General features: G+C 69.0%; 18 protein-coding genes. 7 read left to right on the forward strand and 11 right to left on the reverse strand.

Annotation, left to right across the window (positions count from 1 at the left end; genetic code table 11):
* Positions 1–327 precede the first annotated feature (327 nt).
* Positions 328–783 (forward strand): nucleoside 2-deoxyribosyltransferase, encoded by a 456-nt coding sequence (locus PLE19_19115; GenBank protein ID HPD17059.1) that lies wholly within the window; start codon positions 328–330, stop codon positions 781–783.
* A 431-nt stretch (positions 784–1,214) separates the two neighbouring features.
* Here the strand turns inward: PLE19_19115 and xerD are convergent, their stop codons facing one another.
* From xerD to PLE19_19135, 4 genes are all read right to left on the reverse strand, one after another.
* Positions 1,215–2,108: a site-specific tyrosine recombinase XerD gene (gene xerD, locus PLE19_19120; GenBank protein ID HPD17060.1), complete on the reverse strand. Its 894-nt coding sequence runs from the start codon at positions 2,106–2,108 to the stop codon at positions 1,215–1,217.
* 94 nt (positions 2,109–2,202) lie between these two features.
* The gene (locus PLE19_19125) at positions 2,203–5,445 is read right to left on the reverse strand and encodes a sugar-binding protein (protein ID HPD17061.1); all 3,243 of its coding nucleotides are present in this window, start codon (positions 5,443–5,445) and stop codon (positions 2,203–2,205) included.
* Positions 5,442–6,776 carry a C45 family autoproteolytic acyltransferase/hydrolase gene (locus PLE19_19130; protein HPD17062.1) on the reverse strand — a complete coding sequence of 445 codons (1,335 nt, stop codon included), beginning with the start codon at positions 6,774–6,776 and terminating at the stop codon, positions 5,442–5,444. The genes PLE19_19125 and PLE19_19130 overlap by 4 nt, the downstream gene beginning before the upstream one ends.
* A 236-nt stretch (positions 6,777–7,012) precedes the next feature.
* Entirely contained in the window at positions 7,013–8,062 is a 1,050-nt protein-coding gene (locus PLE19_19135) for an SGNH/GDSL hydrolase family protein (protein ID HPD17063.1), read from the reverse strand.
* A gap of 26 nt (positions 8,063–8,088) precedes the next feature.
* On the opposite strand from PLE19_19135, the gene PLE19_19140 reads away from it, so the two are divergent.
* The 6 genes from PLE19_19140 to htpX all read left to right on the forward strand — a co-directional run bounded on the left by PLE19_19140 (position 8,089) and on the right by htpX (position 12,786).
* Entirely contained in the window at positions 8,089–8,697 is a 609-nt protein-coding gene (locus PLE19_19140; protein HPD17064.1) for a metallophosphoesterase, read from the forward strand.
* A gap of 11 nt (positions 8,698–8,708) precedes the next feature.
* Complete coding sequence (locus PLE19_19145) at positions 8,709–9,233, forward strand: PEGA domain-containing protein (protein HPD17065.1); 525 nt, start codon at positions 8,709–8,711, stop codon at positions 9,231–9,233.
* Between the two features lie 6 nt (positions 9,234–9,239).
* A complete protein-coding gene (locus PLE19_19150; GenBank protein ID HPD17066.1) occupies positions 9,240–10,178 on the forward strand; it encodes a hexose kinase in 939 nt (312 codons plus the stop codon).
* Between the two features lie 300 nt (positions 10,179–10,478).
* Positions 10,479–10,901 carry a zf-TFIIB domain-containing protein gene (locus PLE19_19155; GenBank protein ID HPD17067.1) on the forward strand — a complete coding sequence of 141 codons (423 nt, stop codon included), beginning with the start codon at positions 10,479–10,481 and terminating at the stop codon, positions 10,899–10,901.
* Between the two features lie 9 nt (positions 10,902–10,910).
* The gene (locus PLE19_19160) at positions 10,911–11,468 is read left to right on the forward strand and encodes a LemA family protein (GenBank protein ID HPD17068.1); all 558 of its coding nucleotides are present in this window, start codon (positions 10,911–10,913) and stop codon (positions 11,466–11,468) included.
* A 73-nt stretch (positions 11,469–11,541) separates the two neighbouring features.
* Positions 11,542–12,786 (forward strand): zinc metalloprotease HtpX, encoded by a 1,245-nt coding sequence (htpX, locus tag PLE19_19165; protein ID HPD17069.1) that lies wholly within the window; start codon positions 11,542–11,544, stop codon positions 12,784–12,786.
* 78 nt (positions 12,787–12,864) lie between these two features.
* Here the strand turns inward: htpX and PLE19_19170 are convergent, their stop codons facing one another.
* From PLE19_19170 to dnaK, 7 genes are all read right to left on the reverse strand, one after another.
* Positions 12,865–14,058: a CoA transferase gene (locus tag PLE19_19170; GenBank protein ID HPD17070.1), complete on the reverse strand. Its 1,194-nt coding sequence runs from the start codon at positions 14,056–14,058 to the stop codon at positions 12,865–12,867.
* Between the two features lie 11 nt (positions 14,059–14,069).
* Positions 14,070–15,518 carry an MFS transporter gene (locus PLE19_19175; GenBank protein HPD17071.1) on the reverse strand — a complete coding sequence of 483 codons (1,449 nt, stop codon included), beginning with the start codon at positions 15,516–15,518 and terminating at the stop codon, positions 14,070–14,072.
* Between the two features lie 71 nt (positions 15,519–15,589).
* Positions 15,590–16,999: an MFS transporter gene (locus PLE19_19180; GenBank protein ID HPD17072.1), complete on the reverse strand. Its 1,410-nt coding sequence runs from the start codon at positions 16,997–16,999 to the stop codon at positions 15,590–15,592.
* A gap of 172 nt (positions 17,000–17,171) precedes the next feature.
* Positions 17,172–18,794 (reverse strand): hypothetical protein, encoded by a 1,623-nt coding sequence (locus tag PLE19_19185; GenBank protein ID HPD17073.1) that lies wholly within the window; start codon positions 18,792–18,794, stop codon positions 17,172–17,174.
* Positions 18,795–18,894: 100 nt separating this feature from the next.
* A complete protein-coding gene (dapF, locus tag PLE19_19190; GenBank protein HPD17074.1) occupies positions 18,895–19,788 on the reverse strand; it encodes a diaminopimelate epimerase in 894 nt (297 codons plus the stop codon).
* A 7-nt stretch (positions 19,789–19,795) separates the two neighbouring features.
* Positions 19,796–22,378 (reverse strand): ATP-dependent chaperone ClpB, encoded by a 2,583-nt coding sequence (clpB, locus tag PLE19_19195; protein ID HPD17075.1) that lies wholly within the window; start codon positions 22,376–22,378, stop codon positions 19,796–19,798.
* Positions 22,379–22,469: 91 nt separating this feature from the next.
* The gene (dnaK, locus tag PLE19_19200) at positions 22,470–24,488 is read right to left on the reverse strand and encodes a molecular chaperone DnaK (GenBank protein ID HPD17076.1); all 2,019 of its coding nucleotides are present in this window, start codon (positions 24,486–24,488) and stop codon (positions 22,470–22,472) included.
* Positions 24,489–24,666: the final 178 nt, after the last annotated feature.

Here is a 24,666-nt window from a genome sequence, read left to right on the forward strand (position 1 = left end):
CAAGGAGCGAGGAGGAGGCGATGCAACGGAGCGCATCGCGGACGACGAGCGACACCGCGGGCGGCCTGAAGTCGCGGCGTCCCTTCGGGTTGCGGCGTCAGCGGGCCGGCTGCCACGTTGCGGCTCCTCAGCGATGCATTCCAGGGCATCGCCTGCGTCGCCGCGCCTCGCATCCAGCCCGCTGACGCCGGCAACGCAGCCCACGGGGATTTCTGGACAGGCTCCTAGGCCAGGCGCCGTGCCTCACGCCCGTCCGCCCGCCGTGCTTCACAGCCGCTGTTTGCCTCCGAAGTCAGTACTGGAGAGGAGACCCCGTTGGAGCGCTCGGTGACCCGACCGCTGAAGGTGTACCTTGCCGCGCCGCTGTTCACCCAGCACGAGCGAAGCTGGAACCGCGAGTTCGCCAGCCACCTGCAACAGCGTCTGGGCTGTTCAGTGACGTTGCCCCAGGAAATCCCCCTGAGCGCGGCCGCGCCGGCGGCGAAGCAGTTCGCCCGGATCTTCCGCCAGTGTCTTGCAGGTCTGGATGCCTGCGATGTGGTGGTGGCCGTGCTCGATGGACCCGATGCCGACTCGGGCACTGCCTTTGAGGTTGGCTATGCGTACGCTCTTGGCAAACCCGTGGTCGGGGTTCGGACCGACTACCGCGAGCAGCAGGAGCGGGGGACAAACCTGATGCTCGCCCGGAGCTGCGCGGGCTTCGTCCGCCCACGTGCATTCGATGATGACCTGGGCGCCCTCGCCGCGGCGGTCGCACGGCAGGTGCGGAGGGTTGCGCGGTGACGGTGGCGGGGCCAATCAGGCGGCGAGATCGCGTGTGGGAAATTGCGACTCGCCGGTGCGGCGAGGTGTCCGAGCGCCCGACGCTCTGGCATAAACCCTGTGTTGCGTGCGGGTTATGGTTGTAGCGACGCCGTCTGCTGGATGCGTTCTTGGCGCTAAAGTTTTCGGCACTCCCCTCGACTAACTCAATGGAGAGGGAGAGGATCGGTTGGCGCCCCGAACCACAGCGCGCAGAGGTGTTGAGAAGATGGACAGGCGGACGCAGCGCAGCGGACAACCCGTGCGGAAGCGGGCTATGGCAGGAGAGCGCGCCCGGCTGGCGGAACTGAAGCGTGCGATTCAGGAAGGCGAATACGAGACCCCCGAGAAGCTCGACGACGCGCTGCGAAACCTCCTCGCCGATCTGCGGTCCGTTCGGCTCAAGGCCCCCGTCAGCCGCGCGGGTGGAAGCGGCGGTGGACGTCCTTGAGCCTGTCCTTGTCCACGTGCGTGTAGATTTGCGTCGTCATGATGCTGGCATGCCCGAGCATCTCCTGCACCGAGCGCAGGTCGGCCCCCCCCGCCAGCAGATGGGTCGCAAACGAGTGCCGAAGGGTGTGGGGCGAGACCTGTTTGCGCACCCCGGCCAGGCGTGCGTAGCGTTTCACCAGAGCCCAGATGGCGAGCCGGGTGAGACGGCGGCCGATGCGTGACAGGAAGAGCGCCGGCTCCGGCCGTCCCCTGGCCAGCGCGGGGCGCACCTCCGCTGTGTAACGCCGAACCCAGTCTACCGCCGCGCGGCCGATCGGGACCACTCGTTCCTTCGAGCCCTTGCCAAGGCAGCGGAGATAGCCGTAGTCGTGGTGCACGCTGTCGGTGTTCAGCGAGGTTACCTCGCTGGCGCGCACGCCCGTGGCGTAGAGGACCTCCAGGATGGCCTTGTCGCGGATGCCCAGGGGGGTGGCCGTGTCCGGCGCGGCCAGGAGCGCATCCACCTCCGCGGGGCTCAGGACGGCCGGCAGCCGGCGCCAGAGCCGGGGAGAGTCGAGCGCGGCCATGACGTTGCGCTCCACCTGCCCCTCGAGCGCCAGGTAGCGGTAGAACATTCTGACCGCCACGAGCATGCGCGCGATGGTGCCGACGGCGTAGCCGCGGTCCTTCAACTCCGCCAGGAAGCCCAGGGCCAGCGTCGTCGTCACGGTGCGGACGTCGGGTTGGGACCGACGCTCCAGGTAGTCGGCGAACAGTGCGAGGTCCCGGGCGTACGCATCCTGCGTGTTCACGGCCAGGGCGCATTCCACGGCCAGGTAGTCGAGGAATGCCTGGATCAGGGAGGCGGTGTCCATGGTCGTGCTCCGTGGCGGAGTCTATGGCTCAGGAGGAGCCGAGTCAACGGGGTCGCCGCGAGGGGAGCGCGGGCGGCTTGCCGGGGGCGCGGCGTCAGGGCGCGTCGCCCGTGGGCGCCTTGACCAGGATGCCTGTGAGCGTGCCGAAGCGTTCGGGCGTGTGCGCGGAGCGGGCATGGACGGGGGCCCAGTAGTCGTTCTCGGCCCGCGCGGGGCAGTTGCGCAGGGCGTTGAATGTCCACTCGGCAGCGAAGGCTGGGCTGCGGTCGAAGATGGGCCAGGGGAAGGCGAACTCGGCCTGCCAGGAGTCCTTGGCCACGCTTACGCCCACCGCATATTTCGGCTCCCAGCCTCGGTCCGGGTTTCCCGGGGACGAGTGGAAGGCGTCCCACGTCACCCCTCGGCAGTTCACCATGACCTGGTAATACGAGGTCCGGCGGCCGGCGGGGTCCAGGAAGAGTTCCACGGAATCGTCCTCGTAGAGTCCCTCGCCATCGTGCTTGGCCACCTTGGCCTTGAGGTTCCGGATGGCCTCTGGTGTGTCGAAGCACTCGATGGCGATGTAGAGGGCCTGCGCGTCCTGGCCCACGTAGAGGCGGGTCATGGCGGCGGGTTCCTCGCCGTTGGTCTGGCGGAATGTGGCGCTGCCGCTCGCCTCGCTCCAGGCCCTGTCGTCGAGGACGCCGTCTATCTTCGGCGGCTGGGTGACGCGGTGGACTCTGAGGCGGGGCGCTCCCTGAGGGGGAGGGGCGGTGGCATCGGTGGGCCCCGTGGCGGGCGGGCCGGGCGCGGCCTCGGTCGCGGCCGCGGCGCGGGACCTTACGGGGGCCTCGGACCGGGGGCCCGCCGCCGGCGTCTCGTCGGGCAGGGCGATGCGGAGGTCGAAGGGCTCGAACCTGACGGAGTCGAGCACCTGCACCTCGCTGACCGTGAGGATGCGGGCGGGCGTGATGGCGAAGCGGACGTAGCGCGCCGGCACGGGCTTGGGCGGGATGAGGGTGTGGTTGAAGCCCGTGGCCTGCTCGTCGTCGGGCATGAAGTGGTTGATCGGGATGTCCTTCCAGTAGAGCCCGAAGTCGAAGAAGCCCTGGCTGGCGAAGTCCTTGCCATCGAGGGATGTCAGGACCTCCACCTTGTCCTTCACCTCGCCCTTCAGGGCGTCCCACCAGGGCCAGCCGGCGCCGATCTGGATGCGGAAGGCGGCGCAGGTCTCGGGCTTGCCGAGGTCTACGGTAACCTCGGGCTTCTGCCCCTGTTTCCACGCGGCGCCGAACTTGGGCGTGACGCCGCCGACGAAGGGCGGCCCCACGACGCCGTCGGTGAGCTTCTTCCCGTCGGGATCGCCCGCGCCCCAGTTGGTTTCGGAGGGGACGGTGCAGGCGTAGGGCTTGCCTTCGGCGAGATTCCTGCCGTAAGTGACCCACTTGTAGAGCCACTTCTCGCCGCCGACGTCTTTCCCGTCCGAGTAACCTCCCGCAGGTCTCGGAGCCTGCGGGAGGCTGGCGATGCGGAGGGAGTTGACGATGGGGTGGTCGTGGCCGCCGACGTTGATGGTGTAGCGGCAGGGGAACTTCTCGACGATCTGGGTGTGGCGGCGGTTGACCCGCGAGCGGTCCTTCTGCACCTCGTCCCAGTCGAAGGTGACCTCGATGGGATAACCTCCCGAAGGTGTTGGAGCCTTCGGGAGGTGGTTCACCTCCATGCGGACGGCGTAGAGGCTGCATGCGTCGGTGCCGGCGGCGGAGCTGTTCCACAGGTACTTCGTCAGGACGGAGCGTGTGCCGGCAGGTATGCCTTCCACTTTCTCGTAGTGAATCACGTCCCAGGGCGGCTTGGTTTCTGTGAGGGAGTAGGTTTGCTTCCAGGTCTTGCCGCCGTCGAAGGAGTGGAGGAGGTCAATGTGCGACTTCGGGGCGCGGTTGTAGAAGCGGCCGCCGTAGGTCACGCGCGTGATGTCCGTCGGCGCGTCAATGCGGAAGACCACGTAGGCTTCCTCGTTCGGCCGGGCGGCGTACATCACGCCCATGTAGCCCGGGTGCTTTTCCTTCGTGGCGACGTTCTTCTCCTCCACCGCGTAGGGCTTGTAGGCAGAGCCTTGGAGGTCGGGCCAGAGGACGATGGAGCCGGTCTGCTCGCCGAGGCCGACGTAGACGGTGTTCCTGCCCAGGAGCAGCTTGGGCTGGGTCTTGCTGTTGAGCATCGTGGTGGCCGTGAACTCGATGTCTTTGAGCTTGGCGTCGCCTTTGAGCGTGGCCTTGACGAGCACCTCGTAGGCGCCGTTGACCGGCTCGACAAGCTTGGTGTCGAGGGGCACGTTGCCCGTCTTGTCGGCCTTCCACACCTCTTCCCAGGCGAGGCCGTTGGTGGTGCTGACGGCGAGGGCGGCGACATCGGCTTCGGCCTTCCGCTCGAAGGCGGCCTTGATGGCCAGGGCGGTGATGACGTTGGCCCCCTCGACCTTGAAGACGGCGTCGGTGCCCGTGATCCCGCCCTCTGGCAGCGTCGGCTTCCAGGTGCGGATGCCGTTGCCTCGGATGCGGTAGCGGGGGTTCACGCTCTCAGGGTCCTTGCCGTGGTTGGGCACGTAGAACTCCGCCGAGGTGCCCAGGCTCTTGTAGTGGCGGGTGTATGCCTCGCCGTCGCGCAGGTTCAGGATGTAGCGGTGGCCGCGGTCCCAATCGTAGAAGTAGTAGCGGTACTTGATGCCCTTGGGATTGAAGCAGCCGTATTCGGATTCGAGGGAACGCTCGCAGTCGGCCCCCGTGAGGAAGCCGCGGGGGCTGGTGGCGTTGAGGCAGTGGTAGCGGGCGATGTGGCCGGGCTCCACGCGGCCGCCCGAGGCGGCGCAGGCGCCCTCCTTGCCCACGTCCTCCACACCGGCGATGGTCTTGCCGTCGCACAGGGTGTAGATGGCCGACATCGAGTTGTCGTAGATATGGTAGCGCCCGTCGTATTCCACCTCCGAGACCGTGTGCAGGCTGATGTCCCAGTACTTCACCTTCATGCCCATCGCGTCCCAGATCGAGCAGTTGATGCCCGCGATGGTCGAGCACATGGTGTAGCCGTAGTCGTTGAACTGGCGGATGGGGTCGGTGAGGTCGAGGCCGTGGAGATGCATGGGCTGCGTCTGGCGGCGGGCGATGTGGTTCCAGTAGAACATCGCCCAGCACTTCTCGGCGGGCGTGGGCCACTTGCTCGTGATGCTGTGGATCATGCTGTCCATGTCCGAGTAGTCGGGCGAGGCGTCGGTGACGACCTTGAGGTTGCACACCTCGGCCCGGGCCAGCACGCCGAGCACGATGATCAGGCACAGTGCTGAGGTCAGCTTCCGTTTCATTCGAGAAGACCCTCAAGAGTGGCACGGACGCCCTCGACCGTGCGGGCGACGAAGGTGGTGAGGTGCTCGCGGAGGCGGGCGGGGTCGGCGAAACGGGCGGCGGCGCCGACCTGGGCGAACTCGCGGGCGATCTCGCGCTCCATCTCGTCCTGGATCTGCGCGAGGTGGTCGCCGACGCCGTAGCGGGCGTACAGCTTGCGGGCGAGGGCGTGCATTGTGCCGTCCACACACTCGGCGGGCAGGCCGTCAATGGCGCGCGGCACGGGGATGGCGATGGTGTTCCGCGTGTTGCCCATCTGCACGCGGGTGTGGGCCAGCGGGTCGTCGGCGCCCGGGCGCACGACGTGGGTGCAGGCCGACACAGTCATGAAGATGTGCTGCCAGTTGTCCGAGCAGATCGAGTCGGGGCCGTCGGCGTGGTCGCGCGACATGCGGATCAGGTCGGGCACATTCTTCGTGGGCAGCGGGTCGAGCAGTTGGTGCGCCCGCTCGTAGCGCCGCAGGGTGTTCGGCTGCGGCGGCTCGGAAAGGGTGGCCTGCATCTCGTCGAGGAGGAAGTGGTTGGTGCGGATGAGCGTGGCATCGCGCACCTCGCGGCAGGCGAGGCGCTTCGAGGTCATCTCGACGACCACGCCCTTGCCCGGCTCGCCGACGAGGAAGATCATGCCGCGGCAGCTCCCCGAGGCGCCGGCCACCTCGCGGGCCACAGCGTCCTCGAGCACGGCCACGGCCTGGTCGCACGTGGCGGCGCGCTCGGCCACGAGGCGCAGCAGGTGGGTGCAGGCCAGGGCGCACTCGCGCAACTCGTCGGGCTTGATCCACGAGCCGGTGTTGTTGGCGCCGGCGAGGGCCTGGTCGCCGTGGAAGTGGCCGAAGCCCAGCGTGCCCGTGTCGCGCGAGACGAAGAGCTGGCGCCCGGCGGGCGTGCGACGCAGGTGGAAGTCCTGCGGCGAGTTCACCAGGTCGCGGTTCTTGTGCAGCAGGGTGGCGCCGTTGGCCGACTGGGCGCCGACGACGAGGCACGAGGTGCAGCCGCACGTCTGCGTGTCCCAGAAGCCGCGGGGAAGGGCGTTGAGGATGAACAGATCGCTGACGTTCACCCCCGCGGCCGCCGCGATCCCCTCCGCCTCGTCCAGCCACTCGGGCGCGATCTGCTCGACGCAGCCGCGGAAGCGCTCGCCGCGCTCGTCGAGCTGGGCTTGGCCAAAACGGCCGGCGCGGCTGACCTGCCACATCTCGGCGACCCGCTCGCGGAGAAGAGGCGCAACGAGCTCGCCGTACGCCCGCCCCGCCTCCCGTGGCTCCCCCTCGATCCTGACGACTCGCCCCATGATGGATTTCCCTGCCGAATCAGGTCTCGTGGCCAGTGGCTCGGAACGATGGGATTCTACGGCGGTTCGCGCAGGGAGTCAAGGCACGGCTCGCTGGGAGCACTCGCGCCACATGGAGGACCGCCTGGGGCGGGCCGCTCCTTGCCTCGCGTGCCTCCGGGCGACCCCTCCGGAGTCTTGAGCGAAGCGACGGGGTCGAGTCCGGCGAAGCGATGCCGGGCGTGGGGCGTGGGGCGTCAGGCGAGGAAGCGCTCGAGGACGCGCCCGAGGAGCATGCCGCCGCGCGTATTGGCGTGGACGGGGTCGCGCAGGAACCACTCGTAGGGGCGGTCGGTGGCGAGGAGATAGGAGCCCCAGGCGCCCTCGAGGTCGAGGAAGCCGCAGCCCTCGTCGCGGGCGAGCGCGAGGAGGCGGCTGCGGTAATCGGAGCCGTCGGGCGTGACCACGGGCGACCAGCCCCTCAGCATCCGAGGGTCGCGGCCCTTGCCGAAGGGGCCGGTCATCAGCAGGATGTCGGGGCGGAGGTGTTCTCTGACCTGGCGGATGACAGAGCGGATGGCTTCGGTGTCGTTGTTGTGGCTGATGCCGCCGATCATCAGGAGGTCGGGCTCGTGGTCCAGCACGTAGGGCTTCACGCGGCCCGCGTCCCTGTAATGCCAGCAGCCCGTGCCGCCGCGAACGCTGGTGACGACCTCCAGGCGCAGGCCTGGGTGCCGGCGCTCGACGAGCACGTCCCACGGCGAGTTGCCTGTGTCGTTGACGATCGAATCGCCCAGCATGACGACGCGGAAGGGACGGCTGGAACCGATAGGGCGGTTGGCACCGTCCTGCGGGGCTCTTGCCGCTTCCCATGCCTGTCCCGTCCGTCCCATCTGTCCTCTGGGTCCTATGGCCCCCAGCGCGGCAGCGGTGTTGGCCAGGCCGTGCCAGCGGTCGCCGGGGGGTTGCCAGGCAAGCGCCGGCATAGCGGCCCAGACCGCATCGGCCCACTCGGCCACGGCGGGACGGACGACGGGTTGGACGGCGACGTCGCGCACGCAGTTGGCCAGCTCGGGCGGATTGGCGCGGATGAGGGCGTGGACGCCGCCGGCCTTGCCTCGGGTGCAGAAGGCCTGCTCCGTCCACTCGGTCGAGGGGTCAATGCCCGTGTGGTGATCGGCATCGAGGGGCTGGCCGTCGGGACCGAACGACACGGCGGCGATCATGGCTCCCGCGGGGGCCTTGGCGCGGAAACTCACGCGGTACCAGGCGAAAGGGGTGGTGGCGAAGGGGGTTTCGAGGGGCATGCGGGTTCTCCTGAGTGTGGGGCGCAATGGTAGCGCCCGGCAACGCCTGGGGCAAGTCGAACGGCAGGAGGGCGGGAGGACCCCGCCGCGCCGCGCCGGGCCGCTGGCTTGACAGGCAAGGCGGCGGCTGCTACCATCGAGGCATTGAAGAGAAAGGGGCCCGCGTGCTCATCGGCGTGATCTCCGACAGCCACGACAACGTGCCGAAGCTGCGCGCCGCCGTGGAACTGTTCCGCAGGCGTCGGGTTCAGCACATCGTCCACGCGGGCGATTATGTGGCGCCGTTCGCCGTGAAGGTGCTCGTCCAGAGCGGAATCCCCTTCACCGGGGTGTTCGGGAACAACGACGGCGAGCGAGAGGGGATCAGCCGGCTTACCCCGTGCATCCATCCCGAGCCGCATCGCATCGAGCTGGGCGGGCGACGCATCACCATCGTCCACCACCTGACCAAGCTGCCGCCCGAGCAACGCACGGGCACGGATGTCATCGTCTTCGGCCATACGCACCAGCCCCACGTGGAGGCGGGCCCTCCGCTGCTGCTCAACCCCGGCGAGTGCTGCGGTTGGGTCGAGGGCAAGTGCACGGTGGCGCTGCTGGACACGGAGTCGCTCGAGGTCTCGATCCTGGAAGTCTGAGGCGGACGGCGATGAAGCGAGCCACGATGGTTCTGGGGCTCCTGGCCCTGGGCGGATGCGTCCACAAGGAGATCGAGATCATGACCCGCCCGCCGGGGGCGCGCGTGGAGTTCGATGGGCAGATCCTCGAGGGGGGCTCGCCGGCGCGCTTCACGTTCGACTGGTACGGGGCTCACGAGATCATCGTCGAGAAGCCCGGCTACATTCGCAAACGCCTGATCGTCCACATCACACCGCCCTGGTTCGAGCAGTTCCCCATTGACTTCTTCACCGAGGTGCTGTGGCCCGGGCGGCTCTACGACATCCGCAGCTACCCGATCGCCCTCGACAGGATGCTGCCGATGGACGATGTTCCCGACGACGAGAAGGCCGCGATGAAGGACGGCCTGATCGAGCGGGGCTCGCAATTCCGCAGGCTGGCCAGGGAGGAGCTGGGGCTTCCGCCGCCGCCGGAGAAGCGGGAGCCCGCCGCCGCGCCCCCGCCGCCCGCCCCCAAGGAGGCGACGCCTGCCCAGCCGGCGCCCGAAGCGAAGTAGCCGACCTTGACCGTCATCACCGTCACCCCAAACACGTCGGTGGATCGAACCCTCGAGGTGCCGGGCCTGACCTTGGGCGGCCACCTCCAGGGCCGCCTGGTGCGCCTCCAGCCGGGCGGCAAGGGGGTGAACGTGGCCCGGTGCCTGGCCGCGCTGGGCGTGCCGTCCGTGGTCACGGGCCTCGTGGGCGCGGCGGAACTGGCCCTCTTCCGCGAGAGCTTCGCGCCGATGCCGGTGGCCGTGGAACTCGTGCCCGTGGCCGCGCCCACCCGCACCTGCACCACGCTGCTCGACCCCGAACGGGGCACCGACACCCACATCCGCGAGCAGGGGGCCTGCGTGACCCCCGACGAGATCGGGGCGCTGCACGCGAAGCTCGCGGCGCTTGCGTCGCCCGACGCGCTCGTCGTCTTCTGCGGCAGCCTGCCGCCGGGAATGAGCGGGGCTCACCTCGAGGCGCTTCTCGCCGCCTGCCGCGAGCGGGGAGCGCCAGTGGCCGCCGACCTCAACGGCTCGGCGCTGTCCCGCGCGCTGGCAGCGCACCCGCTCCTGATCAAGCCCAATGTCGAGGAACTTGGCGAGTGCCTCGGGCGCCGCCTGGCGGAGGCGTCGGACGCCGAGCTTCTGGAGGCGACTCGCTCGCTGCTGGACCGCGTGGGCACCGTGCTCCTCACTCGGGGCCGGCGTGGGGCGCTGGCCGTGAGTGCGGTCCGAGCGCTCGCCTGCGCGGTCGCGATTCCCCATGCCAGGAACACCGTGGGATGCGGCGATGCCTTTCTTGCCGGCTACCTGGCGGGAATGGTGCGGGGCGCCCCGATGGGCGAGGCCCTCCGCCTTGCGGTGGCCTGCGGCGCCGCGCAGGCGTCCAGCGACGCGGCGGGCCGCATCACAGCGGGCCAGGTGGCGGAGCTTGCCCCGAAGGCGGAGGTGCGCGCGATTCAGTGAGTGCATGTGTAGGTGCGCCAGCCGCTTAGAGTGACATTGCTCTCGCCTGAAAAAACCGCCGCAAAGGCCCCTCAGAGCCACGATCTCCGCCTCCCTTGACCCCTGATACCTTCGGCGGTTCGGCCGATCGAGCTGGTTCTCTAAGTATAGGCGTGGGAGCAGTTTGCAGAGCCGATGCTGGCCAGGGGCGCGTCGGGCGCCAAGGGCCCAAATCGCCGCTGGGCCATTAACGCGGATTCATCCGGTTTACTTGACATGCCCGATGGCCGACACTATGATGTGCGCGGAAGGAGTGCCCTAGTGCGCGTGCTTCAGTGCCCCGCATGCCGCGAGCCGATGATCGCCGTCGAGTACAAGGACGTGGAGGTGGACACGTGCGTCCTCTGCGGGGGCGTGTGGCTCGATGGCGGGGAGCTCGAGGCCCTGGTCGGCTCGGCGGTGCCGCCGAAGGCGCAGCCCGACGCCTCGCTCGGGGCGCCCGACCGCGACTGCCCCATCTGCGTGCACAAGCTCATCAAGGACCGCTACGGCAGCACCGAGGTCGTGGTGGACAAGTGCGCCCACGGCGACGGCATCTGGCTGGACAAGGGCGAGCTCGAGCAGATTCTCGCCGCCTCGGCCCCCGCGCCCCAGGAGGCCGCCGACCACGAGGCGCACGGGGCCGCCGTCCTCAGGAAACTGTTCGACGCAAGACAGCCTCAGCCCCGTACCCCGGAGCAGTAGGAGACGAGAATGGGAACCGCTGGCCTGATCGTGCTCGGCGTGGTGGTGTTGCTCATCCTGTGGTTCGTGGCCGCTTACAACGGGCTGGTGCGCGCCCGCAACAACGTGAAGAACGCCTGGGCGCAGATTGACGTGCAGCTCAAGCGCCGCCACGACCTCATCCCGAACCTCGTCGAGGTGGTGAAGGACTACATGGGCTACGAGCAGGAGGTGCTCACCAACGTCACGAAGGCCCGCAACGTGGCCGTGGCGGCGCAAGGCCCGGCGGCCGCAGCCACCGCCGAGGCGGGCCTCACGCGCGCCCTGGCCGGCCTCTACGCCGTGATGGAGAACTACCCCGACCTCAAGGCCAACCAGAACGTCTCGCAGCTCCAGGAGGAGCTCACCTCCACCGAGAACAAGATCGCCTTTGCCCGCCAGTACTACAACGACTCGGTGATGGTCTATAACACGAAGACCGAGGTGATCCCGACGAACATCATCGCCAACATGAGCGGTTTCCAGAAAGCCGAGTTCTTCGCCGCGCCCGAGGAGGAGAAGGCCGTGCCGAAGGTGGACCTGCGCTAGCCGCCACTGCGCCGTCATCGCGAGCCTGCCGAACGACCTCTGAAGGGCTTGACGCCCCGGATGGTGGTTAGCCGTGTTTGAGCTGATCCGCGCCAACAAGATCAAGTCGTGGCTTCTCGTGCTCGGCCTCACGAGCGTGCTGGTGGTGCTGGGGTACGTCATCGGCGAGGCGTTCGCCCCCGGCGCCGGCGTGGGCGGCGTCGCCATCGCCGTCATCATCGCCGTGGCGATGAACCTGTTCGCCTACTTCGCCGGCCCGAGCGCCGTGCTCGCGATGAGCGGTGCCCGCGAGATTCAGAAGCGCGACCACCCGCAGCTCTTCAACGTCGTCGAGGAGATGGCCATCGCCGCGGGCATCCCGATGCCCAGGGTCTACATCATAGACGACACGGCGATGAACGCCTTCGCCACGGGGCGCGACCCGCAGCACGCGGCCGTGGCCATCACGAAGGGCCTGCTGATGAAGCTCAACCGCGACGAGCTTCAGGGCGTGATGGCCCACGAGCTGTCGCACGTGAAGAACCGCGACATGCTCTACATGACCCTCGCGGCGATCCTCGTGGGCGCCGTGGCGCTGCTGGCCGACATGTTCCTGCGAGGCATGTGGTATTCGGGGGCCGGGGTTCGGCGGCGGCGCTCCTCGCGCGACCAGGGTGGGGCGCAGGCGATCTTCGTCATCCTGGCCATCATCGCGGCGATTCTCGCCCCCATCGTGGCCCGGCTGCTCTACCTGGCCTGCTCGCGGCGGCGCGAGTACCTGGCCGACGCCTCCGCCGCTGCCCTCACCCGCTACCCCGAGGGCCTGGCCTCGGCCCTCGAGAAGATCAGCGGCGACCGCGAGGTGCTCGAGGCCGCCAACCGCGCCACCGCGCACCTCTACATCGTCCATCCCGTCAAGTCGTTCGAAGAGCGCGCCTCGGCCCTCATGAGCACCCACCCGCCGGTCGAGGAGCGGATCGCGATCCTGCGCAGCATGGGCCACAGCGCGGGAATGGCCGACTATCAGGCCGCCTGGCAGAAGTTCCACAAGGGCGAGAAGCTCGCCTCGGCCGCCGTCTTCAGCGGCGCGCCCAAGGCCGCCCCCGTGCGGCCGCCCGCCGCGGCCCCGCCGGCACAGGAAAGCAAGGAGGAGCGCCTCCGGCGCGCGCACGAGGCGATGGACATGTTCCGCCGCCTGGGCGGCTTCCTGTTCATCGCGTGCGGGTGCGGCGCCCACCTGAAGATCCCGCCGGGCTTCTCCCGGCCGCAGGTGAACTGCCCCAGGTGCGGCGCGCCGCACGACCTGGCGGAGGCGAAACGGGGCGGGGAGGCCCTCTGATAGGACCGATAGGACCGATAGGACGGATAGGACCAAGCTGGCACAGGTGTCCCATCGGTCCTATCGGTCCATGCGCCCTCACACCACCCCGTCACCTCGCAAGCGGCCAATTGCCTCCGCGCTCATCCCCAGCAGTCGCCCCAGCACCTCCTCCGTGTGCTCGCCCAGGCGAGGGGCCGGGCCAGCGATGGCGCCCGGCGTCGCCGAGAGCTTGATCGGCACCCCTGCCATCGTCATCGGGCCGGCCACGGGATCGAGCACGTCCTGAAGCATCCCGCGCGCGGCGACCTGCGGGTCCGTGGCCAGGCGGTCAATGGTGTTGATGGGGCCGGCGGGAATGCCCGCACGCTCGAGTTCAGCGAGCCACCAGTCGGCCGTGTGCTCGCGGAAGAGCGCCTGCATCAGCGGCTCGAGCTCGGCGTGATGGCGCGTGCGGAGGTCGTTCGTGCGGAAGCGCTCGTCGGCCAGCAGATCGTCCCGGCCCACGGCGCGGCAGAAGGTCTCCCACAGGCGGTCGTTCCCGATGGCCACCACGATCGCCCGATCGGCCGCCTCGAAGGCCTGGAAGGGCGTGATGCTGGGGTGGCGCGTGCCGAGGCGCGTGGGCACCTGGCCGCTGACGAAGTAGCGGGCGATGGCGTTCTCGAGAATCCCGAGCTGGCAGTCGAGCATCGCCACATCCACCATCTGGCCCTCGCCGGTGGCCTCGCGGCGGTGCAGGGCGGCGAGGATGCCGATGACGGTGCACAGGGCGGCGGCGATGTCGCCGATCGAGACGCCGACGCGGACGGGCGGCCCGCCTTCCTCGCCCGTGAGGCTCATGAGGCCGCCCATCGCCTGGATCACGGCGTCGTACGCCGGGCGGTGGGCGTAGGGGCCGGCCTGGCCGAAGCCCGACACCGCCGCGTAGAGGAGGCGAGGATTCCGTCGGCGCAGCGTCTCGTAGCCGAGGCCCAGGCGGGCCATGACGCCGGGGCGGAAGTTCTCGAGGACCACGTCGGCCTTCTCGGCGAGGCGCAGGAACAGGTCGCGGCCCGCCGGCTTCTGGAGGTCGAGCGTGAGGCCCTTCTTGCCTCGGTTCACGCTGGCGAAGTAGGCGCTCACGCCATTGCGGAAGGGGCCGAAGGCCCGCGCGTCGTCGCCCCCGTCGGGGCGCTCGATCTTGATCACGTCTGCCCCCAGGTCGGCCAGCACCATGCCTGCGAAGGGCCCGGCGAGGACGCGTGTGACATCGAGCACGAGTAGGTCGGCGAGGGGACCCTGGCGAGGCATGCCGCCGTCTCCTAGGTGTCGTCGTCGGTATCGGCGTCCGGACCCTGGCGCCCGCGCTGTCGCACGGCATCGAGCGGACGCAGGATGACCTGGAGGAGCCGGTCCTGCACCGCGTCGAGGACGTACTGCACGACGGCGGTGGGCCGGCTCGCCCCCGGCTCGTGAAGCAGGAAGACCCACGGGAGCGCCAGCACGCGGAGGGCGCTCGAGATGATGAAAAGCACGCCGTGGTAGGTCAGCGGCAGGCCCAGGAGGGCCCCGTGCCAGTCCCTGCCCAGCCAGCCGGCCACCGTGCCGCCCAGGACGCCGCTGAGCGCTCCCGCCGCCGCGATGGCCACGCTGTTGAGCGCCAGGTAGGCGCTGCCCTGACGGCGGCCGCCGTGGGACGCGCTGAGCCGCAGCATCAGGTTGAAGCTCGCGGCGTCCACGCCGGTCCAGGCCACCACCGAGGCCAGCACCGCCACGTAGCCGAGCCACGGCTCCTCGGGCGTCACCAGAATCCACGCCACGGCGCCGTGGATGACGCCGAAGGTGCCGATGACGAGCACCGGCTTGCAGCCGAGGCGGTCCACCAGCTTGCCCCACACGCCCATCGCCAGCAGCGAGATGAGCGTGGGGACCACGAGGACCATCATGTTCGTCATCTGGCTGCTCATGCCCAGCTCGTTGGAAACGTAGAGGTACACGTACTGCCCCAGGTAACCCAGGCTGAGCATGCGCGTGGCGTTGAAGGCGAGGTAGCAACGGAAGCTGCGGTCGGCGAGCGGCTCGCGGAAGAGCTTGGCCAGGGTGATCTGCGGGTCGGGGCGATGGCCGACGTCGGGAATGGGCAGCAGCCAGAGGAAATCGGCCACCCCCAGGAGCGAGGCCGCGGCGAAGGTCGCGCTCAGCGTGCGGAGCAGCACAAGCTGGCCGCGAGGCTCGGCCCAGTCGAGAAAGTGCGTGACCACGAGCGTGGCCAGCAGGCCCACGAGCTGCCCGCCCTGGCTCCAGCGCGAGAAGTAGCGGCCCCGCACGCGGTGCGGGATGACGTCGGCGAACCACGAGAGCACGGCCGGGCTCATCACATACGCGCCCAGCGACGAGGCCGCCTTGAGCAGCAGAAGGGCCGGCCACCACCACGCGGCCCGCAGCACCCAGGGGATCAGCGCGATCAGCACCCAGATCGAGCGGTAGCCCATGCCCGCGATGAGGAACACCCGCTTGCGGTGCCCGTATCGGGCAAGGAAGTAGCTGGTCGGCAGCGCCGTCACGGCCCCGATGAGCGGCAACGAGCCGAGCACTCCGTACCAGAAGAGCGGCAGCCCGAGACACTGGGCGAACTTGGTGAGGGCCACGCTCGTGGTGGTGTACATCCAGGCCGCGCCGAACATCCAGGCGACCATGATGCGCCACATCGCCTCGCGCACGTCGAGGGGCCGGGGGGGACGGGCGTCCTGCGAACTCTCGGGGCTGGCCAAGGCGCTCCCTCGGAGGGGGGATTCTTCTTCAGGTGCGCGATCTTACCCGCGCCCCGGGCGCAATGCAACCGCTAGCGGAACAGGCGCAGGACGGGGCGCAACAGACGCCAGCGCGAGAGCGTGTAGGCCCAGCGCCCGAAGCGGATGAGGCGCCGCACCGGCATGTAGACGGCATGCTGCATGTTCGAGTAGAGGGCGCCGACAATGTATCGCACCGCCGTGAGCGTGCTGGCCGCCTGCGGCTCCTTGAGCCCGAGGAGCCAGGCGAGCGCCAGAAGCCGCAGGCCGCCCGAGATGAGGAACAGCAGCCCGTGGTAGGTCATGGGCCAACCGAAGAGCGAGCCCTGCCAGTCGGCGAAGAGCTTGGCCATCGAGCCGCCGAAGAGCCCGCTGAGCAGCCCCGCCGCCGCGACCACCAGGCTGTTCGCGGCAATGTAGGCGCTGCCTTGGCGGCGGCCATCGTCCGAGCCGCCCATGCGCAGGAGCAGGCTGAAGCTCGCCAGGTCCACCCCCGGCCAGGCCGCCATTGCCACGACGGCCGCCGAGTAGCCGACCCACCAGGTCTCCCGGGTCACGAAGATCCAGGCCGCGGCCCCGTGGCTGATCAGCACGCCGGCCACGATCAGCGTGGCCTTGCAGCCCCAGCGGTCCACGATCTTGCCCCAGACCGGGTACGACACGAGGCCGATCAGGATGGGGACGATCATGAGGAGGAAGTTCGCCTGGCGGTTCGTCATGCCGACGACGTCGAAGACGTAGAGCCAGATGTACTGCCCCACGTAGATCAGGCCGAAGTTGAGCGTGGCCGAGAAGCCCACGAACCAGCGGAAGTTCCGGTCGCGCCACGGCTTGAGGAGAAGCGTGCGGAGACGCAGCGTGGGGTCCGGGTGGTGCTTCGTGTCGGGCACCCGGGTGAGCGTGACGAAGTCGGCGATGCCGCTGAGCGCCGCGGCGGTGAACAGGAGGCTGATGGTGCGGCGCACCACCTCGTCGCCCAGAGGGGTGGCCAGGTCGAGCACCTCGCCCACGATCAGCGTCATCGCCAGCCCCACGAACTGCCCGATCTGCGCGCGGCGCGAAAAGTAGCGGCCCCGGACGCGCTCGGGAACCAGATCGGCGAACCACGAGAGCACGCCGGGCGTCGCGATGTTGCTGAACGACGCCGAGGCCGTCATGAAGAGGACCAACCCGGGCCACCACCAGGCCCGCGGCAAGAGCCAGGGCACGAGCGCAATCGCCAGCCAGAGCGCCCGATGGATGATGCCGGCCACGAGGAGCACGGACTTGCGGAAGCCGTACCGCTCGACGAAGTAGCTGGCCGGGAGCTGGAGCGCGGCGGACGCCGAGAGCAGCGCGGCGAGCAGGCCGAACTGGAAGTCCGACATCCCCAGCAGGCGGCCGTAGCGGGTGGGCGCCGCGCCGACGCCCGTCGTGTACATCCAGGCGGCGCCGAACACCCAGGCGGTGGTGACATACCACATGGAGCTCCGCACGCGGTAGTGCAGCCGCTGGGGCGAGCGAGGCGCTGACGAAGGGGATGGGGGCGATTTCCCGGCCGCTGCGGACACTGCGGGTCTTCTATCGTCGCACCAGCGCCTCCGGAGGCGCGTGGGAACTCAACACGCTGAGCGCGTATTGTACCGGCGGGCTGCGTTACCGGCAAGCAGGAACCGGCTCCTCGTACACCGCCGCCTCGGCCACGAGGCGGGCATAGAAGTCCCGTCCGCCCAGGGCGATGCTCCAGGGGAGGAGGGCGCCGCGCGAATCCCAGTAGTCGAGCTCGCGGAGCTGCCAGTCGCGCGCGATGCCCCTCAAGGTCCGGTCCAGCAGCTCTCCCTGAAGGCTCTTGATCTCCTTCCAGATCGCGCTCATCTGCTCGGGCGTGCAACTGCCCTGCGACATCGCGCGTCGGCGGGCCTCCAGCTCGGCGATACGGCCGGCCAGCTCGGGGAAGCGCTCGGCCTGCCAGCGCCTGCGGGAGGCGTCGTCGCGCAGGCTGGCCAGGCTCTTCGCCGCCTGAGCGGCGATGCCGGCCCAGTTCTCGCCCAGCTCTCTCGCGGCGACCTCGCGCTGGCCGAAGCAGTCGGCCAGGTGGTCGGGCAGGCAGATGGGGGTGTCGAGCGAGCGCAAGTGGTCGAGCAGGCGGAAGCGCACGCGGACGAGCGGCTTCAGGCCGCCGGGGAGGAGGCCGGCCTCGGCGAGCTTGGCGGCGAGGCGATGGGCCGTGGGCATGTAGAGCGAACCGCGATAGGGGAGGGCGAGCGGCGCGCCGTGGGGGCCGAGGCGCGCCTGGGTGACGAGCAGCACGGCTTTGCCGGCCAGGCAGCGGATGCCCGCCTCCGCCATCTCGCCGACGGGCAGGCGGCGGCCCTCGGCCAGGCGGAACGCCTGCCGGCCGAACTGCACGGCGTCCCCGCGCAGGAACGCGGCGGTGCGCACGAGGTGGCCCTCGAAGTCCTGGATGGCGAAGAAGGGCAGTTCGCCGCAGGCGGCGTCCAACGGGCGCAGGTCCGCGTCGGTCTCGGCCAGGGCCTCGTTGTAGAGGCGGGCGCCCCGCTCATAGTCGGCCGCGAACGCGTCCAGCAGGGCCGTGCGCGCGGCATCGGCCCCGCAAGCGAAGAGCGACGACGTGAGGCCGAGCGTTACCTGGCCGGCGCCGAGGTGCTCGCCGAGCCAGCTTCGGTAGAGGTCCACGAGGCCATCGCCGGCGTGGCGCTCGAGCAGGCGCGAGAGGCGCGCCTGCTCCTCGCTGAACCAGCCGTGGAGCCGCTCCTGCGAGTCGCGGCGCGGAAACGAGCGGAGCATGTTGGCCTTGGCTCGCTCGACGAGGTCGAGCAGGAAGTCGCGGATTTCGCGGACGGCGAGGTCGCCGATCACGCGGTGGTGGTCGCGGTCGCCGATGTAGCTGGAGCCGATGAGCTGCCAGGTGTCGCCGGGGCTGAACTGGTCGTAGAGTTCGTCCACCGAGCGGCCGAGTTGTTTCGCCAGGGTCTTCGTCTGGAGGCCCGTGAGCGGCTCCCAGCGGCGAATCTCCACCGGCAGCTTGCCCAGGAAGTCCGAGTAGAAGAGCGCCGCGCCCCAGTCCTGCCCGCCGCTGCGGTGGAAGCGCTCGCGGGCCAGGTGCAGCACGGCATCGTCCACCGACGCCCCCATCGCGGTGAAGGCGACATCAATGTCCTCGATGAAGTGCGTCACGCAGTGGCCGTGCGCGGCGAGGGCGTGGAGCTTGGGCAGCGTGTCCCACAGGCTATGGCAGTTCTGGTCAATGCTGAACATGTGAAGTGCTGGATGGTTGGATGAATGGACGGTTGGCTGGTTGCCAGAGCAGTCAGGGTTCCTCCATCCCTCCATTCATCCACCCATCCATTCATCCCCTTCAATCCAGCGCGCGTGCTGCCAGTTCGTGGTGCAGCGTTCCATTGTAGAGGAACCGCACCACGCTCTCCAGGCAGACCTTGACTATCGAGCCATCGTCCTCGATGAGGAAGTAGACTTTGAGCACGTCGCCGCCGCGGGTGTGGACTCGGACGGGTTCGCTGCCGCACGTGAAGTCGCGTGGCCAGCCGAAGCGGCGGGCGGCCATCAGGGCGGCGGTGGTGGAGCCTGTGCCGCAGGCGAGGGTTTCGGCCTCGACGCCGAACTCGAAGGTGCGAACCGCGAGTTCGCCGACGCCGAGAACCTGCGTGAAGTTGACGTTGACGCCGCGGGGCGCGAAACGCCCGTGACGGCGAATGGCCGCGCCCCAACGGGCCACGTCCACCTTCCCCACGTCGTCCACATAGGCCACCACGTGCGGCGTGCCGGTGACGGCATAGTCGAGCGTCCAATGCCGCCGGGCGGCGGTGATCGGCACGTCGGTCCGGAGGTCGAAGGGCTCGGGGATGCACACGTGGATGTAGCCCGCGACGTCCTTGCGGCCGCGCACGACGCCCGAGGGCGTCTCCATCCGCACTTCCTTGCCCGGGACCCAGCCGCTCTCGATGACCCAGCGGACGAGACAGGCCGAGCCATTGCCGCACAGCTCAGCCTCGGTGCCGTCGGGGTCGAAGTGGCGCACCGCCACATCGGCCTCGGAGGGGTTGGCGGGCAGGCCGGCGAAGATCAGCCCGTCGGCGCCCACGCCCAGGCCGCGCTGGCAAAGCGTCCGCACGAAGTGGGCCGCCCGCTCGGGCTGGGTCAGGAGCGCCTCGAACCGGCCGTCGCGGTTGTCCACGCAGATGTGGTCGTTCCCGCTGCCGGAGAGCTTGGCGAACGCGATGGGAGGAGGCATTGGGCTCCTAGCGGAAGGTGAAACCCTTGTCGGTGGCATCCACCTTGATGGTCTGCCCCTCGGTGTAGTCGCCCTCCAGGATGCGAAGGGAGAGGGGGTTCTCGATGCGCTGCTGGATGACGCGGCGGAGGGGCCTGGCGCCGTAGACGGGGTCGTAGCCCTCTTCGGCCAGGCGCTCCTTGGCGGCGTCGGTGAGCTGGAGGGTGAGGCGGCGCTCGGCGAGGCGCTTCTGGAGGTCCTTGAGCTGGAGTTCGACGATGGCCCGGATGTGCTGGCGGGCGAGGGGGTGGAAGATGACGACCTCGTCTATGCGGTTGAGGAACTCGGGGAGGAACTCGCTCTTGAGGGCCTCGGTGACGGCGGCCCGCATCTTGGCCTCATTGTGCTCGCCCGCCAGGTCGCGGATCCACTGGCTGCCGATGTTCGAGGTCATGATGACCACGGTGTTGCGGAAGTCCACGGTGCGGCCGTGGCCGTCGGTGAGGCGCCCGTCGTCGAGCACCTGGAGGAGGATGTTGAAGACTTCGCGGTGGGCCTTCTCGATCTCGTCGAGGAGGATGACGGCGTAGGGGCGGCGGCGGATGGCCTCGGTGAGGCGGCCGCCCTCTTCGTAGCCGACGTAGCCCGGCGGGGCGCCGATCATGCGGGCGACCGAGTGCTTCTCCATGAACTCGCTCATGTCGAGCCGCACCATGGCGTTCTCGTCGTCGAAGAGGAACTGGGCGAGGGCCTTGCACAGCTCGGTCTTGCCCACGCCGGTGGGGCCGAGGAACAGGAACGAGCCGATGGGGCGACGCGCGTCCTGGAGGCCCGAGCGGGCGCGGCGGACGGCGTTGGAGACCGCGGTGATCGCGTCGTCCTGGCCGACGATCCGCCGCTTGAGCCGCTCCTCCATCTTGACGAGCTTGTCGCGCTCGCCCTCCAGGAGGCGCGAGACGGGGATCCCTGTCCACTTCGACACGATCTCGGCGATGTCCTCGGGGTCCACCTCCTTCTTGAGCATGGACTGGTCTTTCTGGAGGTGGGCGAGCTTCTGGCTCTTGGCCTCGAGGTCGCGCTGGAGCTGGGGCAGGGTGCCGTAGCGGATTTCGGCGGCGCGCTCGAGGTTGCCTTCGCGCTGGGCCCTCTGGAGTTCGACGTGGGCGTTGTCCACGGCGGCCTGGATGTCCTGGATGTCCTTGAGCAGGGCCTTCTCGCGCTCCCAGTGGGCGGTGAGGGCGGTGAGCTGCTCGCCGAGCTCCGCGATCTCCTTTTCGACCTTGGCCAGGCGCTCCTTCGACGCCTTGTCTTTCTCCTTCTTGAGGGCCTCGCGCTCGATCTCGAGCTGGCGCACGCGGCGTTCCACGGCGTCCACTTCGGCGGGCTTGCTGTCGATCTCCATCCGCAGCCGGGAGCCGGCCTCGTCAATCAGGTCAATCGCCTTGTCGGGCAGGAAGCGGTCGGGGATGTAGCGGTGCGAGAGCGTGGCGGCGGCGACGAGGGCGCTGTCCTGGATGCGCACGCCGTGGTGGGCCTCGTAGCGCTCCTTGAGGCCGCGGAGGATGCCGATGGTGTCCTCGACGGTCGGCTGGCCGACGTAGATCGGCTGGAAGCGCCGTTCGAGCGCCGCGTCCTTCTCGATGTGCTTGCGGTATTCGTCCAGCGTGGTGGCGCCCACGCAGCGCAGCTCGCCGCGGGCGAGAGCGGGCTTGAGCATGTTCGAGGCGTCCACGGCGCCCTCGGCGCCGCCGGCGCCCACGACGGTGTGCAGTTCGTCAATGAAGAGGATGACGCTGCCTTCGGCCTCGGCCACTTCGCGCAGGACGGCTTTGAGGCGGTCCTCGAACTCGCCGCGGTATTTGGTGCCGGCGACGAGGGCGCCGATGTCGAGGGCGAGCACGCGCTTGTTCTTGAGGCCCTCGGGCACGTCGCCCTCGACGATGCGCTGGGCGAGGCCCTCGACGATGGCCGTCTTGCCCACGCCGGGCTCGCCGATGAGCACGGGGTTGTTCTTGGTGCGGCGCGAGAGCACCTGCACCACACGGCGGATCTCCTCGTCGCGGCCGATCACGGGGTCGAGCTTGCCCGCGCGGGCCAGCTCCACCAAGTCGCGGCTGAAGCGCTGGAGGGCCTGGTACTTCTCCTCGGGATTCTCGTCGGTGATGCGCTGGCCGCCGCGGACCTCTTTGAGGGCCTGGAAGACGGCGTCGGGCGTGACCCCCGCCCGCTGAAGGATCGCGCCCGAGGGCGCCGCGGCGTCGGAGGCGAGGGCGACCAGAAGGTGCTCGCCCGAGATGTACTCGTCCTTGAGCCGCCGGGCCTCGTCCCAGGCCCTCTCGAACGAGGCGTTGAGGGCCGGGCTGAGGTACTGGTTGCCGCCCGAGACCTTCGGGCGGCGGGCCAGCTCGTCCTGGATGCCTTTGAGGATAGCGGCGCGATCGGCCCCCAGCTTGCCGAGGAGCGCCGGCACCACGCCGTCCTTCTGGTGCATCAGGGCGGCGAGCACGTGGACGCCGTCAATCTCCTGGTGGCCGTAGTCGGTGGCCAGTTGCTGCGCGGCCTGCACGGCCTCGCGGGCCTTGATGGTGAACTTATCGAAGCGGAACGCCATGGGTCACCCCCCAATCTCCGTGGCCGGCCCCCGCGGAGATGGAGGGGAAGGCCCGCTCGTCCGGTGGAGACCGGCCATCGGCAGTCAGGAATCAGGACTTGTCGTCGTCCTTGACTTCGTACTCGGCGTCAATGACGTCGTCGCCCTTCTTGGGCGCTTCCTCGTCGGGCGCGGCGCCTTCGGCCGAGGCGGCCCCCTGGGCTGCGCTCTGGGCGGCGCGCTGTTTGGCCACTTCCTCGTACAGGGCCGAGGAGAGCTTGTGCATCGCCTGCTCGAGTTCCTCGAGCGAGCGGCGCACCTCGCTCACGTCGTCGCCCTCGCGGGCCTTGTCCACGGCCTTGCAGGCGTTCTCGATGGCCTCGCGGTCGGCCTCGCTGACCTTCGAGCCGTGCTCCTTGAGCGTCTTGCGGGCCGCGTAGACCATCTGCTCGGCGCGGTTCTTCTCCTCGACGAGCTCGCGCTTGCGCTTGTCTTCCTCGCGGTGCTCCTCGGCCTCTCTCTTCATCTTGTCGATCTCGTCGCGGCTGAGGCCCGAGGAGCTCTTGATGATGATGGATTGCTCCTTGCCGGTGCCGAGGTCTTTGGCCGAGACGTTGAGGATGCCGTTGGCGTCAATGTCGAAGGTCACCTCGATCTGCGGCACGCCGCGCGGAGCCGGGGGAATGCCGGCGAGCTGGAAGCGGCCCAGGGTGCGGTTGTCGGCCGCCATCTCGCGCTCGCCCTGGAGCACGTGGATGTCCACGGCCGGCTGGCTGTCGCTGGCGGTCGAGAAGACCTCGGTCTTGCGCGTGGGGATGGTGGTGTTGCGCTCGATGAGCTTCGTCATCACGCCGCCGAGCGTCTCGATGCCCAGCGAAAGGGGCGTGACGTCGAGCAGCACCACGTCGTCCACCTCGCCGGCCAGCACGCCGCCCTGGATGGCCGCGCCGACGGCGACCACCTCGTCGGGGTTGACGCCCTTGTGGGGCTCCTTCTTGAAGATCTCCTTCACGATGGCCACCACGGCCGGCATGCGGGTCATGCCGCCCACGAGCACCACCTCGTCAATCTGTTCGGGCCGCAGTTTGGCGTCCTTGAGGGCCTGCTCGACGGGACGGCGCGTGCGCTCGATGAGCGGTTCGGTGAGCTGCTCGAGCTTGGCGCGGGTGAGCGACATGTGCAGGTGCTTCGGCCCCGAGGCGTCGGCCGTGATGAACGGCAGGTTGATGTCGGTCTGCATCGAGGTGGAGAGCTCGCACTTGGCCTTTTCGGCCGCCTCCTTGAGGCGCTGGTGGGCCATGGGGTCCTTCCGGAGGTCTATCCCGTGCTGCTTCTTGAACTCTTCGGCGATGTAGTCTATCACCACCTTATCGAAGTCATCGCCGCCCAGGTGCGTATCGCCGTTGGTGGAGAGGACCTCGAAGACGCCGTCGCCGACGTCGAGGATCGAGATATCGAAGGTTCCGCCGCCCAGGTCGTACACGGCGATCTTCTCGTTCTTCTTCTTCTCGAGGCCGTAGGCGAGGGCGGCGGCCGTCGGCTCGTTGATGATGCGCATCACCTTGAGGCCCGCGATCTCGCCGGCGTCCTTGGTCGCCTGGCGCTGGCTGTCGTTGAAGTAGGCGGGCACGGTGATCACGGCCTTCTCGACCTTCTCGCCCAGGTAGTCCTCGGCGGCTTCGGCCAGCTTGCGCAGGATCATGGCCGAAATCTCCGGCGGCGTGTACTGCTTGCCGCCGATGTCCACCTTCACCAGCTCGTCGGGCCGGCCCACGATCTTGTAGGCCACCAGCTTCTCTTCGCTGGCCACCTCGTTGTGGCGGCGGCCCATGAAGCGCTTGATCGAGTAGACCGTGTTGGTGGGGTTCGTGATGGCCTGATGCTTGGCCTGAACGCCCACGACGCGCTCGCCGCGGTCGGTGAAGCCGACCACCGAGGGGGTCAGGCGGGCGCCGTCCTGGTTGATGATGACGGTCGGCTTATCCCCCTCCATCACGGCCACGACCGAGTTGGTCGTGCCCAGGTCAATGCCGATGATCTTTTTCGAAGCCATTGGTTTCTCCTCGCGGGTTCGGGCGGCCGCGGCACAGAGGGCGACGCATCCATGCGCGCCACTTTGGCAGGCCGCCACCCGTATCGGAACGGAAGCAAACAACGTGCCGAACTAACTTCTGCTTGAGTCGTAGCCATAAAACTAATGGCTGGTGCGACTTGCGGTGAGGAGTGGCTTATGGTGCGTTGTTCGCCGCTGCCACATTGGCAGCCGTGGCAAGCCCGCCGGCCACGGGCCGAGCGGCTCAGCGCAGGCT

Source organism: Planctomycetota bacterium, from assembly GCA_035384565.1.
Lineage (GTDB): Bacteria > Planctomycetota > PUPC01 > DSUN01 > DSUN01 > DAOOIT01.